Source organism: Streptosporangium sp. NPDC051022, assembly GCF_040683035.1.
In the GTDB taxonomy this organism is placed as follows: domain Bacteria; phylum Actinomycetota; class Actinomycetes; order Streptosporangiales; family Streptosporangiaceae; genus Streptosporangium.
Genome location: NZ_JBFBCF010000004.1, coordinates 1 through 16,642 on the forward strand (window position 1 = coordinate 1; position 16,642 = coordinate 16,642).

Annotated in this window: 14 protein-coding genes; 8 read left to right on the forward strand and 6 right to left on the reverse strand. The window is 71.6% G+C overall.

The window, feature by feature from the left end; all coding sequences use genetic code 11:
• Positions 1-3,966, forward strand: a 3,966-nt coding sequence (locus tag AB0N02_RS09165; protein ID WP_363944241.1) for a type I polyketide synthase, incomplete at its 5' end; no start/stop codon positions are given.
• Between the two features lie 140 nt (positions 3,967-4,106).
• On the opposite strand, the gene AB0N02_RS09170 is transcribed toward AB0N02_RS09165, so the two are convergent.
• The 3 genes from AB0N02_RS09170 to AB0N02_RS09180 form a co-directional block, all read right to left on the reverse strand.
• Positions 4,107-4,481: an SDR family oxidoreductase gene (locus tag AB0N02_RS09170; protein ID WP_363944243.1), complete on the reverse strand. Its 375-nt coding sequence runs from the start codon at positions 4,479-4,481 to the stop codon at positions 4,107-4,109.
• Positions 4,475-4,684, reverse strand: a complete 210-nt coding sequence (locus tag AB0N02_RS09175; RefSeq protein WP_363944245.1) for an SDR family NAD(P)-dependent oxidoreductase — start codon at positions 4,682-4,684, stop codon at positions 4,475-4,477. The genes AB0N02_RS09170 and AB0N02_RS09175 overlap by 7 nt, the downstream gene beginning before the upstream one ends.
• Before the next feature lie 207 nt (positions 4,685-4,891).
• Positions 4,892-5,902, reverse strand: coding sequence for a LysR family transcriptional regulator (locus AB0N02_RS09180; RefSeq protein WP_363944246.1), 1,011 nt, complete (start codon positions 5,900-5,902; stop codon positions 4,892-4,894).
• A gap of 688 nt (positions 5,903-6,590) precedes the next feature.
• Between AB0N02_RS09180 and AB0N02_RS09185 the strand changes: the two genes are divergently transcribed.
• From AB0N02_RS09185 to AB0N02_RS09200, 4 genes are all read left to right on the forward strand, one after another.
• Positions 6,591-7,331 (forward strand): SDR family oxidoreductase, encoded by a 741-nt coding sequence (locus AB0N02_RS09185; protein ID WP_363944247.1) that lies wholly within the window; start codon positions 6,591-6,593, stop codon positions 7,329-7,331.
• A 467-nt stretch (positions 7,332-7,798) separates the two neighbouring features.
• Entirely contained in the window at positions 7,799-8,221 is a 423-nt protein-coding gene (locus tag AB0N02_RS09190) for a hypothetical protein (protein WP_363944249.1), read from the forward strand.
• Between the two features lie 216 nt (positions 8,222-8,437).
• The gene (locus AB0N02_RS09195; RefSeq protein ID WP_363944251.1) at positions 8,438-9,394 is read left to right on the forward strand and encodes a DUF1731 domain-containing protein; all 957 of its coding nucleotides are present in this window, start codon (positions 8,438-8,440) and stop codon (positions 9,392-9,394) included.
• Between the two features lie 377 nt (positions 9,395-9,771).
• Positions 9,772-10,437, forward strand: coding sequence for a hypothetical protein (locus AB0N02_RS09200; RefSeq protein ID WP_363944252.1), 666 nt, complete (start codon positions 9,772-9,774; stop codon positions 10,435-10,437).
• A 148-nt stretch (positions 10,438-10,585) separates the two neighbouring features.
• Here AB0N02_RS09200 and AB0N02_RS09205 read toward each other — a convergent pair whose 3' ends face one another.
• Positions 10,586-11,788, reverse strand: coding sequence for a cysteine desulfurase-like protein (locus AB0N02_RS09205; protein WP_363944253.1), 1,203 nt, complete (start codon positions 11,786-11,788; stop codon positions 10,586-10,588).
• Positions 11,789-12,102: 314 nt separating this feature from the next.
• Between AB0N02_RS09205 and AB0N02_RS09210 the strand changes: the two genes are divergently transcribed.
• Positions 12,103-12,918 (forward strand): SAM-dependent methyltransferase, encoded by an 816-nt coding sequence (locus tag AB0N02_RS09210; protein WP_363944254.1) that lies wholly within the window; start codon positions 12,103-12,105, stop codon positions 12,916-12,918.
• Between the two features lie 57 nt (positions 12,919-12,975).
• Here the strand turns inward: AB0N02_RS09210 and AB0N02_RS09215 are convergent, their stop codons facing one another.
• Entirely contained in the window at positions 12,976-13,371 is a 396-nt protein-coding gene (locus tag AB0N02_RS09215; protein WP_363944256.1) for a hypothetical protein, read from the reverse strand.
• Between the two features lie 93 nt (positions 13,372-13,464).
• On the opposite strand from AB0N02_RS09215, the gene AB0N02_RS09220 reads away from it, so the two are divergent.
• On the forward strand, positions 13,465-13,779 hold the full coding sequence (locus tag AB0N02_RS09220) for a hypothetical protein (protein ID WP_363944258.1): 315 nt from the start codon (positions 13,465-13,467) through the stop codon (positions 13,777-13,779).
• A 131-nt stretch (positions 13,780-13,910) separates the two neighbouring features.
• Here AB0N02_RS09220 and AB0N02_RS09225 read toward each other — a convergent pair whose 3' ends face one another.
• A complete protein-coding gene (locus AB0N02_RS09225) occupies positions 13,911-15,614 on the reverse strand; it encodes an AMP-binding protein (RefSeq protein WP_363944260.1) in 1,704 nt (567 codons plus the stop codon).
• A gap of 330 nt (positions 15,615-15,944) precedes the next feature.
• On the opposite strand from AB0N02_RS09225, the gene AB0N02_RS09230 reads away from it, so the two are divergent.
• A complete protein-coding gene (locus AB0N02_RS09230; protein WP_363944262.1) occupies positions 15,945-16,457 on the forward strand; it encodes a MarR family transcriptional regulator in 513 nt (170 codons plus the stop codon).
• Positions 16,458-16,642 lie beyond the last annotated feature (185 nt).

Consider the following 16,642-nt stretch of genomic DNA (forward strand, 5'->3'; position numbering starts at 1 on the left):
ATCTCCGACCACACCGGCACCCACGCCACCCCCCAGCAACTCACCTCCCCCACCTACTGGACCAACCACCTCCGCCACCCCGTCCGCTTCCACGAGGCCATCCACACCGCCACCCAAACCGGCACCACCACCTTCCTCGAACTCGGCCCCGACCCCACCCTCACCACCTTCGCCACCGAAACGACACAGGCGACCCACCCCGACCGCGACATCCAGGCCATCGCCCTCCTACGCCGCGACCGGCCCGAGACCGTCACCGCGCTCACCGCCGCCGCCCGCCTCCACGTCCACGGCACCGACGTCAACTGGCCCGCCACCCTCCCCACCGGCCACCACAAGACCGTCGACCTGCCCACCTACGCCTTCCAACGTGAACGGCTGTGGGCGCGGCCACCGGCGGGTGTGGTGGGTGACGTGTCAGATCTGGGACTCGGCGTGACGCGCCATCCTTTGCTGGGCGCGGCGGTCCCGCTCGCGGACGGCGAGGGCGTCGTCCTGACCGGCCGCCTGTCCCTGGCCACCCACCCCTGGCTCGCCGACCACACCGTCTTCGACACGGTCGTCGTCCCCGGCCCCGCCTTCCTCGAACTGGCCGTCCACGCGGCCGACGTGACCGGCCTCGACACGATCGAGGAGCTCGTCCTGCACACTCCGCTGATCCTCACCTCCCGCGATGCCGCCCATCTGCAGGTCATCGTCACCGGCCCCGGGAACCTCTCGGGGACCCGCACCGTCGAGGTCTACTCCCGTCCCGAGAACGGCTCCGCCGGCTGGACCCGCCACGCCAGTGCGACCCTGGTCGAAGGCGCGACGGAGGTGACGGGCGTCTCGGGGCCGGAAGACGATCTGGCGGTGTGGCCGCCGGTCGGCGCCGACCCGATCGAGGTGGAGACGGTCTATCCGGCCCTGGAGGAGGCGGGCCTGCGGTACGGCCCCGCCTTCCGGGGACTGCGCGCCGCCTGGCAGCGCGGCGAGGAACTCTTCGCCGAGGTCGCCCTGCCGGAGGAGTACGAGGAGGACGCCGCCGGATTCCGGGTGCATCCCGCGCTGCTCGACGCGGCGGTGCATCTGCCCGCACTACGCGGGCCGGCCGATGTTCCCGAGGGGCGGAACCGGTTGCCGTTCGCCTGGAACGGCGTGCGGTTGCACGCCTCGGGCGCCACGACGCTGCGGGTGCGCGCGACGGTCTCCGACTCCGGTTCCCTGACCCTGCACGCGGCCGACACCACCGGCGCGCCGGTCGTCTCGATCGACTCGCTCGTGACCCGGCTCGTCTCGGCCGGTCAGTTGCGGGAGGCGGGGCCGGTCGGGGAGAACGGACTGTTCCACGTGGAGTGGTCCCCGCTCGCCCCCGGGACGGCCGGGCGCGAGGCGTGGGCGGTACTGGGAGAGCGGTCGCTGTACGAAGGGCTTCGTGAGGCCGGGGTGACCACCTCGCTGTTCGCCGACCTCGGCGCCCTCGCCGACGCCGTGGACGCCGGGGAACCCATCCCCGCCCTCGTGGTGCTCCCCGTCACCGGCCGGAGCACCCCGGTGACCGGCGCCCGCCGTAACGTCGAGCACGTACTGGCCGTCCTCCAGCGATGGCTTGGCGACGACCGCTGGCACGACACCCGCCTGCTGGTGCTGACCCGCGACGCCGTCACCACCGGCGACGAGCCCTCCGACCTGACCACCGCCCCCGTCTGGGGCCTCACGCGCTCGGCCCAGACGGAGAACCCCGGCCGCGTCCTGCTGGCCGACCTGGACGGCGCCCCGGGATCGCTGAAGGATTTGCCCTCCGCCGTCGCCTCGGCCCTGGCCGCCGGCGAACCGCAGTTCGCCCTGCGCGAGAGATCGGCGCTCGTCCCCCGCCTGGCTCCCCTTCCCACCTCCGGCGTCCGGGCGGACGAGGGTACCCGGGCGGACGAGGAGACGAACGCCCGGGCAGGCACGGAAGCGGGCACGACATCGGACGGCGGGACCGGCTCCCCGGACGAAGGACGCCGGTGGGACCCCGACGGCACCGTTCTGATCACCGGTGAACTCGGCACCCTGGGCGCGACCCTGGCCCGCCACCTCGTCACCGCCCACGGCGTCCGCAACCTCGTCCTCACCGACGGACTCGGCGCCGAAACACCGGGCGCCGACGACCTGCGCGCCGAACTCACCGCGCTCGGCGCAACCGTCACCGTCACCGCGGCCGACGGCACCGACTCCGCCGCGCTGACCGCGCTGCTGGAGGCCGTTCCCGCCGACCGTCCGCTCACCGCCGTCGTCCATACGTCGGGCGTCACCGACGACGCTCCTCTGGCGTCCCTCACTCCTGAGCGCCTCCACTCCGTCCTGGCTCAGAGAACCGACAGCGCGTGGCTCCTGCACCACCTCACCCGCGACCGCTCCCCCGCTCCCGCCGTCGTCCTGTTCTCCTCCGTGTCCGGACTCCTCGGCGGAGCCGCCCAAGCCGCACACGCCGCCGCCGACACCTACCTCGACGCCCTCGCCACCCGGCACCCCAGGACCGTCTCCCTCGCCTGGGGACCCTGGGAGCAAGCGAGCGGCATCACCGCCCGGCCGGCCTCGGCCGGCCAGGCGCGCATCGCGCACACCGGTCTGCGCCCGCTGTCGACGGAGCGGGCGCTGGCCCTGTTCGACGCCGTGGTTTTCGGGCGGACACCGGGTTCGGTCGTGGTCCCCACCCTCCTGGCGGCCGACGTGGACACGGCGCCCGCGCCACTGCTGCGCGGTCTCGTCAGGGTCTCCCGGCCCGCGGCCCGCGCCGGTGCGGGCAGCGGGGCGGCCTCGCTGACCCGTCGGCTGGCCGGACTCGACCGCGAGGGACGCGCGGAGGTTCTGCTGGAGCTGGTGCGCGGCGAGGTCGGAACGGTGCTCGACCATCCGGCCCCCGACGCCATCGCCGGTGACCGTGCGCTCATCGAACTGGGCCTGGACTCGCTGACCTCCGTCGAACTGCGCAACCGTCTCAGCACCGCCAGCGGCCTGCATCTGCCCACGACCCTCACCTTCGACCACCCGACCCCCCAGGCCATCGCCGCCTTTCTGGACCGGGAGATCGGGGAGACCGCGCGGGAGGCGGGCGGACGGCCTGACCGTACCGGCGCGCAGCAGGCGACGGGCGGACTGGCCGCGATCTACCGGCAGATGCACGACGCGGGCAAGGACGTTGAGGCGGCGGAGCTGCTGCTGGCGGCCTCGCACGTGCGCGGCCGGTTCGACGCGTCCGCGCGCGACCGGCACGCGCCGGCCCCGATCAAGCTGGCCACCGGGCCAGGCCGGGTGTCCCTGGTGTGCTTCCCCGCGCTCAGCGCGATCTCGGGGCCACACGAGTACTCGCGGTTCGGGCAGGCCTTCCGGGACGAGCGGGACGTGTACGTGGTGCCCTCTCCCGGGTTCACCGGCGGGGAGGACCAGGCGCTGCCCGACTCGCTGGAGACGTTCATCCAGATGAACGTGGAAGGCCTGCGGTCCTGTGTCGGCGAGGACGAGCCGTTCGTGATCGTCGGCCGCTCGATGGGCGGCTGCGTCGCGCACGCGGTCGCCGTCGCGCTGGAGGACCAGGGCCTGGTACCCGCCGGGCTCGCGCTGATCGACAGCTATCCGATCGACGCCGCCGATCAGGAGGGCCTGGAGTGGTGGCTGGGCAGCATGATCGGCGGGATGCTGGAGCGGATCGACCGTTTCGACATGACGCTGCACGACGGCAGGCTGACCAGGATGGGCGCGTACAACCGGCTCTTCGTCGGGTGGCAGCCGAAGCCGGTCGAGACACCGACCCTGCTGCTGCGCGCGGCCGAGCCGCTACGCGGCACCGTCGTCGGCCCGGAGGGCCGTCTGGACTGGCGGGCGTACTGGCCGGTCGCGCACGAGTCCGTCGACATCCCCGGTGACCACTTCACCATCCTGGAGGAGCATTCGGACACCACCGCCCGGGCGATCAGTTCGTGGATCGACCGGTCGGCGGTTTGATCAGGCGGTCGATGACCGTGACCGGGCCCGGGATCGGGCGCGCACGGAGCTGTTCACCGGGCGCGGATATGCGGATACGACGTGGTGCCCCCTCCCGCATGGGAGGGGGCCGGGATGCCGGGATACGCCGGGAACGGGTGTCACCGGAACGCGCCCGGCAGGGGGAGCACCCCCAGGCTGGCGTCGAGACCGCCGTCCACGACCAGCGTCGTCCCGGTGATGTAGGAGGCGGCGGGCGAGGTCAGGAACCAGATGGCCTCCGCCTGCTCGCGAGGCTCCGCGAATCGCTGCAGCGGGACGCGCCGCTCGATCTCCGCCGTGAGGACCGGGTCCTGACGTACCTCGGCGTTGATCCGGGTCCGGGTCAGCCCGGGGGCCAGGGCGTTCACCCGGATTCCCTGCGTGGCGTAGTCGATGGCGGCGGCCCGCACCAGGTTGATCAACGCTCCCTTCGAAGCGTTGTAGGCCCAGTTGCCGGGATCTGCGCGCAGCCCGGCGACCGAGGCGGTCACCACGACGGACCCGCCGCCTCCGGCGCGCAGCAGAGGGTTCGCTCGTCGTGGTCGACGGCGACGACGCCCACTCCCCGTTCGGCGAACAGTTCGACGGTGGCTCTGCCGATTCCCGAGGCCGCGCCCGTCACGACGACGCCCCGGGGCACCCAGGTCTCGCCGAGGTACGCGCCGCGCCGACCGGGTTCAGGGATGGTCGAGGTCATGTGGAACCCTTCGAGTCCGTGGCGGAGGTGTTTTCCGAGGCGCGGGCGGAGCTCGGCACGGCGGGGGTCGGCCCGGCGAAGCTCACGTCGATCAGGCCGTAACCGCCGTCGATCGGGTACTCGCCCGCGCGGGTCCCGGTGTCGTCGGCAGGTCGGCCGATCCTGATCCCATGAGCCCGGCCTGTGCCTGTTCCCCTCGCCGGGAGGTCACGCCGCCCCTTGTTCCCCTCCGCCCAGAAGGGCCAGGTCGGGGTGAGCCGCCTGCCGTCCTTCACGCGACAGCCGCCCTTGCCGGTCTGGGTCCGGCCCCTCCCGTCCAGCGGTTTCCTCACCGCCCGGAAGGTCGGCGAGATACGCGCGGGAGTGCGGCACCGCGGAGAAGAAATTGCGCAAGGTGTCGCCCGCGTACGTCGCGACGGCGGGGTTCAGGCCCTGCCTGCTGAGCAGGCGCAGCCCCAGGGTGCCCTGCGGGGGCAGTTGGTGGAGCTCCTTCAGCCCCTGTGGGACGCCGCACGCGGTCGGCAGCAGGGCGATCCCGAGCCTCGCCTTGGTCGCGGTGAGGACGCCGTCCAGGTTGGTCGCCTCCGTGGTGATCCGTACGATCCAGCCGAGCCTCTCCAGGGCGCGCACGGCCTGCTGGCGCAGCCCGCACGGTTCCTGGAAGGCGACCAGCGGCAGCGGTGCGCCCGGGGCGGGCGGGACCCAGCCCGGCGCGGCCAGCCAGCGCAGCGGCAGGGAACCGACCTCCGTCCCTCCCACGTTGGCCACCGCGCCGAGGATCAGCGCCATGTCCAGCGTCCCGCGCAGCGTCGCCTCCGCCAGGACCGTGCTGCGATCCAGCCGGAAGACCACGTCGTGCCCCGGCAGAGCGGCCATCAGCACAGTGAGCAGATCGGGCAGCACCGGGGAGGCGGCGTGCTCGATGGCTCCGACGGTCAGTGTGGGGGGCCGTTCGGCCCCAAGCCTGCACATCGCCTCGTCGTGCGCGGCGAGGAGCCGTCGTGCCTCGGCGAGCAGCGCCTCCCCCGTCGCGGTGAACCTGGTCAGCCGGCCCGCTCTCTCGACCAGAGGCTGCCCGACGACGCGTTCCAGGGACCGCACGTGCTGGCTCACCGTGGGCTGGCTCGTCCGCAGCGCGGACGCCGCCCGGCCGAAGCCGCCACACTCCGCGATGGCAACAAAAGTACGTAGCTGCACGAGATCGAGCAATGCTCCCATGCTCACATGATAGACCGAAAACCCACTTTATCTACCTAGAATGTTGGTTGTTGGAATCCGAGACTCCCGCGAGGCCGGAAAGGCGGCCCCTCCACCCTCGCGAGCAGCACGAACACCCCGCGAGAGGAGAGGCGGGAGGGCGGCCCCGGCCCGCCGACACCGAGCATCGTGTCGACTTGAGCCGTATCGCCGCACCGGTCCCACCACCCCGGCAGGCACCGGCGGCACAGGATGGGCGTTCAGGCTCCCGAGCGCATCCGCGCACCGCACGAGGAGCAGGAAGAGACCCACCCCGCGAAAGGGCACCGCCTCCGCCCTCGCCGAGCTCCGCGATCTCGCCGACGACAGGGCCACCCACAAGCCCCAGGCCCGGATCGGCAGCCTCCCGAGGATCGAAAGAAATGCGTTTACATTCGGTTAACAAAGGGCTCGAAATAACGCCGGGCACTTCTACCACCCGGTCACAGAGTCCCCTCGCCCCACACTCCCGGGTAATTCCATTCGGTTCGAAAACACCCTAAATCGCCGCCATGTGATGTAGATCACACAACCTTTCTTCTCCGCTCAAATCTCGATTAGGATCTGAATTCAGTTGCCGATCCGGCCGATTAATCATGCGAGCTCAGTACGCCACAACGGCGTTACGCCGCGAAACCCACTCCCCGGCATCACGTCGAAAGGGCCTGACATGTCCGAACTGACCGGCAAAGTAGCCTTGATAACCGGTGGGGGCCGGGGAATCGGCGCCGAGATCGCTCGCCGCCTGGCCTCCCGTGGGGCGGACGTCGCGGTGACCTACGTCCAGGACGAGAAGCGCGCGAACAACGTCGCCGAGGAGATCGGCGCCCTGGGGAGGCGTGGCCTGGCCATCCGGGCGGACGCCGCCGACCCCGAGGCCGCGGTGGCGGCCGTGGAACGGACCGCCGCCGAATTCGGCAGGCTCGACATCCTCGTCAACAACGTCGGCATATGGATCGGGGGGCCTTTCCAGGAATTGTCCCTGGAAGACTTCGACCGCATCATCGCGGTGAACGTGCGGGCGGTGTTCGCCACCACCCAGGCGGCGACCCGGCATCTGCGCGAAGGCGGACGGATCATCAATGTGGGCAGCTGTCAGGGCGAACGGGTTTCCATGGTGGGCCAGAGCCTGTACTCGCTGACCAAGTCCGCGCTGACGGGATTCACCAAGGCCGTGGCGTTCGAGCTCGGCCCCCGGGGCGTCACGGTCAACCTGATCGCGCCGGGCCCCGTCGCCACCGAGATGATCCCCGAGAACCCCGAGCTCATCGAGCACCTACGGGGGATCACCGCCGTCGGCCGCTTCGGAACCACCGCGGAGATCGCCGCGTTGGTCGCCTACCTGGCAGGTCCCGAATCCGGATTCACCACGGGCACCACATTCACCATCGACGGCGGCGCCAACATCTGACGACGGGCGCCGCAGCCCCCTCCTGCACATAACGGAGAAAGGCTTGGCCGGGCCGAGTGAACCCGTGAAATCCCACGGTGAGCCTTTTCCGACCTGAAATCTCAGGTCATGGGCGGGGTGCGGCGCGCGGCACCCCGCCCACAGTCCCTCCTTATCCGGCGCTTCCCGACCGGCCCACCTTTTCCTGCCGAGGCGCCGAGAACATGCCGGATCGAAAAGTTCGACGGCGGCATCCCGGGCGGAAAGAAGGACGTCCCCTAAGCGGAGCCGGCACATCGCCCCGGAGCCGGTACCCGGAGGACATGCCCGCCTTCCGGGCGATGCGGGAGGGGCTGGATCGCCCTCGTACGGCGAGCGCCCCCCGAAGCCGCTCCGGGCGGGGCGGCCCCGCGGCTCGACACGACCTTGAAGGCGGGAAATCCGTCAGCTAGGCTGACTATCACTAGAACTGACGGATTGGAATCCCCATGTCCTCGGCCTCCCGCGGTGAGACCGTGGTCCGCGCCGCCTTCACGGTGACGGGTCTGATCACCACGCTCCCCGTTCTCGCCCTGGTCAACGCCTCCATGCTGGCGATGAACTACGGGGTGTCCGATCCCGACCCCATGGTCCTGGCGCTGCTGCAGCACCGCGGCGTACTCCAGTTGCTGCTGGGCGCCGCGCTGATCTGGGCCGCCTTCTCTCCGCCCATCCGGCTGGCCACCGCCCTGGGTGCCATCCTCGCCAAGTCCTTCTTCCTCGGGCTCATCCTCTCCAACGCCACGGCCCGCCCCGACCTTTCGCCGTTGAGCATCGTGTTCGACCTGAGCTGCATCGTCGTGCTCGCGGCCGTCACCGTGCGCGAAGTGGTCACGCGGCGCGCCCGGCCCGTGGCCCACACGGCCGCCTGACTCCCGTCCTTCTCTCCCCCTCTCCCCGCGACCTCACTCGTACGCGGCCCTCCCGGCTCCCCGGTCCTCTCGGTCACGCGGCCCTCTCGGCTTCCCGGTTCTTCCGGTTACGCGATCCAGAACCGCGCTGTTTTTCCCTCGATATGGGCATAGGCTCGCTTTTGAACGCGTTCAGCGCTCCGCGTCGGCTCTGTCCCACACACCGAGGGAAGCCTGATGAAGATAGTGATGCCCGGAGGAACCGGTCAGGTAGGGGCGATCCTGAATCGCGCGCTGACCGCCGCGGGCCATGAAGTCGTGGTCCTGACCAGACGGCCGGTGCGCGACCGTGAAGTCCGCTGGGACGGTGAAACCCTGGGGGCGTGGGCGGAGGAGATCGACGGCAGCGACATCGTGGTCAACCTGGCCGGACGCAGCGTCAACTGCCGCTACACCGTGGCCAACCTGCGGGCCATGATGGATTCGCGCGTGCGCTCCGCCCGCGTCGTGGGTGAGGCGATCGCGGCCGCCGCACGACCTCCCCGCGTCTGGTTGCAGATGAGCACCGCCACCGTCTACGCCCACCGCTTCGACGCGCCCAACGACGAGGCGACCGGCGTGCTCGGCGGTACCGAACCCGGTGTCCCGGGCTACTGGGGCTACAGCGTGAAGATCGCAGAAGCGTGGGAGCGGGCGCAGGAGCGAGCCGAGACCCCGCACACGCGCAAGGTCAGCATGCGCTCCGCCATGGTGATGAGCCCCGATCGCGGCGGCGTCTTCGACGTCCTGCTGCGGCTGACGCGGCTCGGTCTCGGCGGCCCGGTCGCGGGCGGCGCGCAGTACGTGTCCTGGATCCACGACCGCGACTTCGTCCGCGCCGTCGAGTTTCTGGCCGGCCGGGACGATCTCACCGGGCCGGTGAACCTCGCCGCTCCCGTTCCCCTGCCGCAGCGCGCGTTCATGCACACGCTGCGCGCCGCGTGGGGGGTTCCGGTCGGCCTGCCCGCCACGAGGTGGATGGCCGAGCTCGGCGCGTTCGCGCTGCGTTCGGACACCGAACTCCTGCTGAAAAGCCGCCGGGTCGTCCCCGGCCGCCTGCTCGAAACGGGCTTCGCCTTCGAGCACGCCCGGTGGCCGGAGGCCGCCGACGACCTCGTACGGCGCGTGCGTGGCGGCCCCGGCCTCACCGGGTAAGGCGGTCGTCCTGAAGGGCGAGGAGCGGGATCGCCTCTTCGCCCGCGCGGCGGAGGCCGATCCGGGCTGGGCCGCCTACCGGTCCAGGACGCGCCGGATCCTTCCGATGGTCACCCTGACCCCGTCGAACGGAGCCCGGGACGCTCCTGACCGAGGTCGACCGGCTCACGGCCGAGCTCGAAGCCCACCTCGGCCACGAGGAGGAGCAGCTCGTCCTGATCTTGAATACGATGACCCGGTAGATCCCCTCGGAAACCCCGGAGACATGGCAGCGGAAGCCCTTCCGGAAGGCTCCCGCGTCCAGGTGAACCGGTCGGCCCGCGCCGACGTCCTTGTGCGGGAGGCCACAACGGGCTCCCGCACGAGAAGGAGTGGCAATGCGTGGATCGAAGGCCGCCGCCGTACTGGTCGCCGCGAGTGCGCTGATGTTTCCCGCGCAGGCGCAGGCCGAGACCGGTACGGCGGCGCAGCCCGCCGGCGCTGTGCGGGAGGGGGTGCGGAGCGCGGCGGCGCGGCCGTCCGACGTGGCGAACAGGCTGTTCAAGGCGTGGCTGAAGGCCGACCGTGACGCGGCGTCCGCCGTCGCCTCGCCCGCCGCGGTGAACACCCTGTTCGGCTACCCCTACAAGGCGCCCGACCGGTTCGCCGGCTGTACCGGCAACGCGTGCCGGTTCGTCCACACCAGCGTCCGCGTGCCCGGCGGCCTCAACGGGATCCTGATGATCGTGTCGGGGACGAAGGTGGCCAAGGTCTACGAGTCGCGCCACGTGACCTCCGCGGAGGGGGCCGCGAAGTACCTCTTCGGAGCGTGGAAGGCGGGCGACAGGAACCGGGGCCTGGAGATCGCCTCCGCCAAGGCGGTGAACACGCTGTTCCGGGCGAAGTTCGGCGGGGTCGGCTACATCTTCCAGGGATGCGAGTCCGAGCGCGGCGGCAAGAGCTGCGCCTACTCCTACGAGGGCGGCGCCATGTTCATGCACACGCGCAGGCTCTCGCCGGGCGCGGGCTACTGGGTCGAGTCGATCGGTTACATCGCGGACTGATCCGGAGACCGGAGCGGCCGGGCGGGACAACCACCCGGCCGCTCCTACGCGATCCCGGCACAGCACACTCTCAGCACGGCGCGATCTCCGCGTGAGGCGATCCCCGCGTGAGGCGATCCCCGCGTGAGGCGATCTCCGTACGGCGCGATCAGCCCGCCAGTTCTCGCACGCCCTTGAGCAGCCGGTCCACGTCGGACTCGTCGGTGTAGGGCGCGATCCCGGCGCGGATCGCGCCGCCGTCGCCGAGTCCCAGCCTGCGCGAGCACTCCAGCGCGTAGAAGGCGCTCGCGGGCGCGTTGACCCCGCGCTCGGCCAGGAGTCGGTAGGCGTCGGCGGACGCGACGCCGTTGAGGGAGAACAGCGTGGTGGGGGTGCGGCTGCGTCCCGGCGCGCCGTACGAGACCACCCCGGCGATCTCGGCCAGGCCCGCCTCCAGCCGTTCGTGCATGGCCCGCTCGTGCCGTTCCAGCGCGGCCATCGAGACGGTCAGACGCTCACGCCTGCTCCCTTCGCCCGGCACGAGACCGGCGAGGAAGTCGACCGCCGCCGTGGTGCCCGCGAGGAGCTCGTAGGGCAGCGTGCCCAGCTCGAACCGCTCGGGCACCGCGTCGCTCGAGGGCAGCAGCTTGTCCGGGTGGACGGTCTCCAGGAGCGCGGGGTCGGCGGCGAGCACGCCCAGGTGCGGGCCGAGGAACTTGTACGGCGAGCACGCGTAGAAGTCGGCGCCGAAGGATCCGACGTCGACCAGGCCGTGCGGTGTCAGGTGCACCCCGTCGACGTAGACGAGCGCCCCGGCCGCGTGCGCCCGCTCGGCGATCGCCGGGAGGTCGGGGCGGGTGCCCAGCAGGTTCGACGCGGCCGTGACGGCGACGAGCCTGGTGCGTTCGGTGAGCAGGTCCGCGACCGCGTCGACGTCCAGCTCGCCGCGGTCGGGGTCGAAGTCGGCGCGGCGCACGGTGACGCCGCGCGCCTGCGCGGCCTGCACCCACGGCCGGATGTTCGCGTCGTGGTCCAGCGTGGTGACCACGACCTCGTCGCCCGGTCCCCACTCCTTGGCCAGCGCGCGGGCCATGTCGTAGGTCAGCTGCGTCATGCTCCGGCCGAACACGATGCCGGCCGGCGTGCCCGCGAGAAGGTCGGCCATCGCCTGCCGCGCCCCGAGCACGACCTCGTCGGCGCGGCGCTCGGCGGCCGTCATGACGCCCCGGTTGGCGACGGCCGCGCGCAGGGTGCCCGCCACGGCGTCGGCGACCACGTCGGGTACCTGCGAGCCGCCCGGCCCGTCGAAGTGCGCCGCGCCCTCGTCCAGCGCGGGAAAGTGCGCCCGTACGGCCGCCACGTCGTATGCCACGGAACCTCCTGATCGTTTCCCGGGACAACCGGTTCCCCGAACAACCACTTCCCCGGTCCTCCGGCCCCGACTCCTCGTCCCGGCTCCCCGCCGCCCTCTCACTACGGCCCGCACCGTACCGCCTCGCCGCGGACCGGCCCTCACCGCCCCCTCGGCCTCCCTCCGCCCCGGACGGACGACGGGCCCGCTCCCCTCCGCGCGGGTGATAACGGTTTCCACATCATCGGGAAAGAAAGTTTGCTGTGATCAACATGGGCGTGATCGACTACGGTCGTCACCATTGGCGCGCTTACCGCACGAACGGAACACGCCCCATGAACTCCTCCTTCGAGCCCGACCGGCTCCCCGTGGACATCGGTGCCGAGCGGCCGCACTCGGCCCGCATCTGGAACTACTGGCTGGGCGGCAAGGACAACTATCCCGCCGACCGGGACGCCGGGGACATGGTCGAACAGCTCATTCCGGGCATCGTCGACTCCGCCCGCGCCGACCGGGCCTTCCTGGGCCGCTGCGTCCGCCACATGGTCGCCGAGGCCGGGATCCGCCAGTTCCTCGACATCGGCACGGGCCTGCCGACCGTCGACAACACCCACGAGGTCGCGCAGCGGATCGCGCCCGAGTCCCGGATCGTCTACGTCGACAACGATCCGCTGGTGCTGGCGCACGCCCGCGCCCTGCTCGTCGGCACCCCCGAGGGCGCCACCACCTACATCGACGCCGACCTGCGCGACCCCCTCGCCATCCTGCGGACCGCCGCCGAGACGCTCGACTTCACCAGGCCGGTCGCGCTGATGCTGCTGGGCATCATGCACCACATCGTCGACGACGCGGAGGCCGAGCGGATCGTGCGGGACCTGGTCGACGCCGTACCGCCCGGCAGCTACCTGGCGATCGCGCACGCCACCGCCGAGGTCCACGGCGAGGCCATGCGCGAGGCGATGCGGCGGTTCATGGAGCGGGGCGGCACCCCCATCGTGGCCCGCGGCCGCGAGCACATCGCCAGGTTCTTCGACGGCCTGGAGCTGCTGGAGCCCGGCGTGGTCTCCTGCTCGAGGTGGCGTCACGAGAACAGTCCGTGGGGCGAACCCGCCGAGGTCTCCCAGTTCTGCGGGGTCGCCCGCAAGGTGTGACGCGCGGCCGGCGGCGGCCCGGCCCGAGCCCCCTGGCCCCACGGGGGCTCGGGAGATTCACGGGACGGGCACCCCCTCGGGGGGATCCACACGGCGGATCTCGTGGATCCGGTGGATCAGACGGGCCGCCCCGGCCGGGTCACCGGTCGTGTGGCGGCGCCATCTGTGCACGTCGCCGAGCCATCGGAACCACTTCGCGTCCACCCGTACGACCAGTCCCGGGGCGAGGCTGAGCGTCGGATCGCCGGAGCGCATCCAGAACACGTCGTGTTCCTCGGTCTCCGTCCCGAGCGCGTGGAGTTCCCGGCGCAAGTCGGCCAGTGCCCGCTCCGCCGTCGCCGGGACGCCGCCGCCGTGCGCCTGGGAACCGTACGTCCCGGAGAGGATTCCCCCGCTCCAGGCGGCCTGTCCCGTGCGTTCGCCGCGAAAGGGACGCTCTCCCGGTCGGGCCACCCGCCGTACTGCGGCGCCTGCCCCGCCGTCTCCTTCGCTCCCGCCTCCTTCGACGCCGCCCGCCGCGCGGCGAGACGCTCCATGTGCCGGACCGTGCTCTCCAGTTCCTGCGGGGTCTCGGCCTCGACGTACGGTACGACGGACAGGTGGTCGCCCCTGGGGACGGCCCAGAAGCTCCGGGTGCGCTCGCCGTACCAGACCGCCCAGTACGGCAGCCGCCGGGCCAGCTCCCGCGCCACCGTCACGTTGCCCGCCGTTCGCCCGTCCACCGTGCGTGTCCCTTCCGCCGCCGAACCCGTCAACGTCACCGAACCCGTCAACGTCACTGAAAAGGTCGCGCGACCGGGCGCTCCGGGTGGCAGCGGCCACGGGAGGACGAACGGGCCGCCCGCCCCGTCCCGCTCCTGACCAGGCCGTTTCCGCGAACGGACGTCGCGCCTGTCCGCTTCCGGCCACGGAACCCTGCGATGGGAGGCCCGATGCCCGGCGCGGGAGAGCCGTGGGGACGGGGAACGCGCCGGGGGCTCGGGGTCCCCGTGTCAGGCGCGAAGTTCGGGGAACTGGTCGTCGCGCCACTCGGAGAGGGCCGCGCCCTCGGCGGCGGCCTGTTCCTCGCGGCCTCGCAGCTCGACCCGGCGGATCTTGCCGGAGACCGTCTTCGGCAGCCCGGCGAACTCCAGGCGCCGCACCCGCTGGTACGGCGCGAGCCTCTCGCGCGCGTGGCGCAGGATCGCCAGCGCGGTCTCCCGGTCCGCCGCCCAACCGGCCGCCAGCGTGACGTAGGCCTTCGGCACGGCCAGGCGGAGCTCGTCCGGCGAGGGCACCACGGCGGCCTCGGCCACGGCGGGGTGTTCGATGAGCACGCTCTCCAGCTCGAAGGGGGAGATCTTGTAGTCGGAGGCCTTGAACACGTCGTCGGTGCGCCCGACGTAGAAGATGTAGCCGTCGGCGTCGCGGGTGGCCACGTCGCCGGTGTGGTAGTAACCGTCGGTCATCGCCTCGGCGTTGCGCCGTTCGTCGCCCCGGTAGCCGGTCATCAGCGAGACGGGCCGGTCGCTCAGGTCGAGGCAGATCTCCCCCTCGTCGGCCCGCTCTCCGGTGACGGGGTCGACCAGCACGACCGGCACGCCGGGCATGGGCAGGCCCATCGAGCCCGGCTTGACCGGCATACCCGGCACGTTGCCGACCGACAGCGTGGTCTCGGTCTGGCCGAAGCCGTCACGGATCGTCACCCCCCACTGGTCGCGGACCTGCTCGATCACCTCCGGGTTGAGCGGCTCTCCGGCGGAGACCACCTCCCGCAACCGTCCGGGCCCACCCGACAAATCCGCCTTTATCAGCATTCGCCACACTGTGGGCGGCGCACAGAACGTGGTCACCTCCGCCCGGCGGATCTGTTCCAGCAGGGCACCGGGATCGAACCTGCCGTAGTTGTAGACGAAGATCGTCGCCTCGGCGATCCAGGGCGCGAAGAAACAGCTCCAGGCGTGCTTCGCCCAGCCCGGGGAGCTGATGTTCAGGTGCACGTCTCCCGGCCGGACCCCGATCCAGTAGGCCGTCGACAGGTGACCCACCGGGTAGGACACCTGGGTGTGCTCGACCAGCTTGGGCATGCTCGTGGTGCCCGAGGTGAAGTACAGCAGCAGCGGATCGCCGGGCGCGGTCCCCGGGTGCGGCGCGGGGGACGCCTCTGCGGCGTAGGCGTCGCGGTAGGAGACCCAGCCCGCCGGGGCGCCGTCCACGCAGATCCGGGTGTAGTCCCCCGGCACCTCGCCGAACTTCTCGGTGTCTGCGGCGTTGGCGATGACATGCCGGACGCCGCCGCGGTCGACGCGGTCCCGCAGGTCCGCGGGCCCCAGGGCGGTGGTCGCCGGGAGGATCACCGCCCCCAGCTTCATCACCGCCAGCATCGACTCCCACAGCTCGACCTGGTTGTCGAGCATGAGCATCACCCGGTCGCCCCGGGAGACCCCGTGGGCCGCCAGGAACGCGGCGACCCGGTCCGACCGCCGGGCCATCTCGTCGAAGGTGTAGCGGGCCTCGGAACCGTCCTCCTCCACGATCCACAGCGCCGTCCTGTCGTTGCCGCGCGCGACGACGTCGAACCAGTCGGCGGCCCAGTTGAAGGGTCCGTCGAACCGCGGCCAGGCGAACCGCCCGACCGCCTCGGCGTGCTTCCCCCTCAGATCCAGCAGCAGGTCACGCGCCTCGCGGTAGATCTCGGTGTTGTCGCCGGTTCCCATCGCACGACTCCTCTCCACGGTGCCGCGAGTGGACGGCGGCCCCATCGACCCCAGCCTTCCAGGATTTTCTGGACAGGGGTACATCCGGCGACCGTACCGAGCCGGCACCCCGGTGTCCCCTCCCCCACCCCACCACCCCCATCTGCCCACCCTCGTCTCCCTCCAGTCCCGGCCGATCGCGCTCGCCCGGCCCGGCGTGCCCGGCCGGGCGTGATTCCCTCACGGGATCGCCGCATCGGCCGTCCCGGAAACGGCCCGTACCTCAGTACGTTCTAGGGGAGGACGTCACCGTCGAGGCGACCGGCCGTACCCGAGAAAGGCACTGCGCGCATGACCACCGAAGCGATCCACAACCGCGATGATCTTCCCGGCGCCGCTCCGGGGCAGACCGGTCCCGGCGGGGAGAACGATTCGGCCTGGCTGGTGGAGGAGGCGTCCCTGGTCCTGGTCGAGGTGACGCTCAACGCGGTCGCGGAGCTGGGCGACCTGTCGCTCACCCAGCTCCGGGTGCTGCTGGCGGTCGACCGGCACGGCCCGCTCAACCTCAGCACCCTCGCCGCCCACCTCACCATGTCGATCTCGGCCGCGGGCCGCATGGTCGACCGGCTCGAGGGCGCCGGGCTGCTGATCCGCTTCCCGGCCGCCCACAGCCGCCGCGAGATCAGCATCGAGACCACCGCGCAGGGCCGGGAGGCTCTCGGCCGCCTGCGTTCGGCCCGCCGCCGCCGTATCGGCGCGGCGCTGGGGCGGCTGACGCCCGAGACCCGGCAGACGCTGGCACGCGCCCTCCAGGAGTTCACCGCCGCCGCCCAGGCCGACGACGACAGCGATCTCGTCTCCTGACCCCGCACCGGGCACGCCCGGATGCGGTGACGAATCACCATTTTCAGGCCGGCGTTATCTGCCGGCCTGACCATTCCCCCAAATCCACTTTGACGTGGACGAAAACGGCAGAACCACTTCCGCCAGCGCCCCTTTCCGTCATTTCGGCGATCCGTCATTCATGTTTCGGGCACAGAAGAACCGGC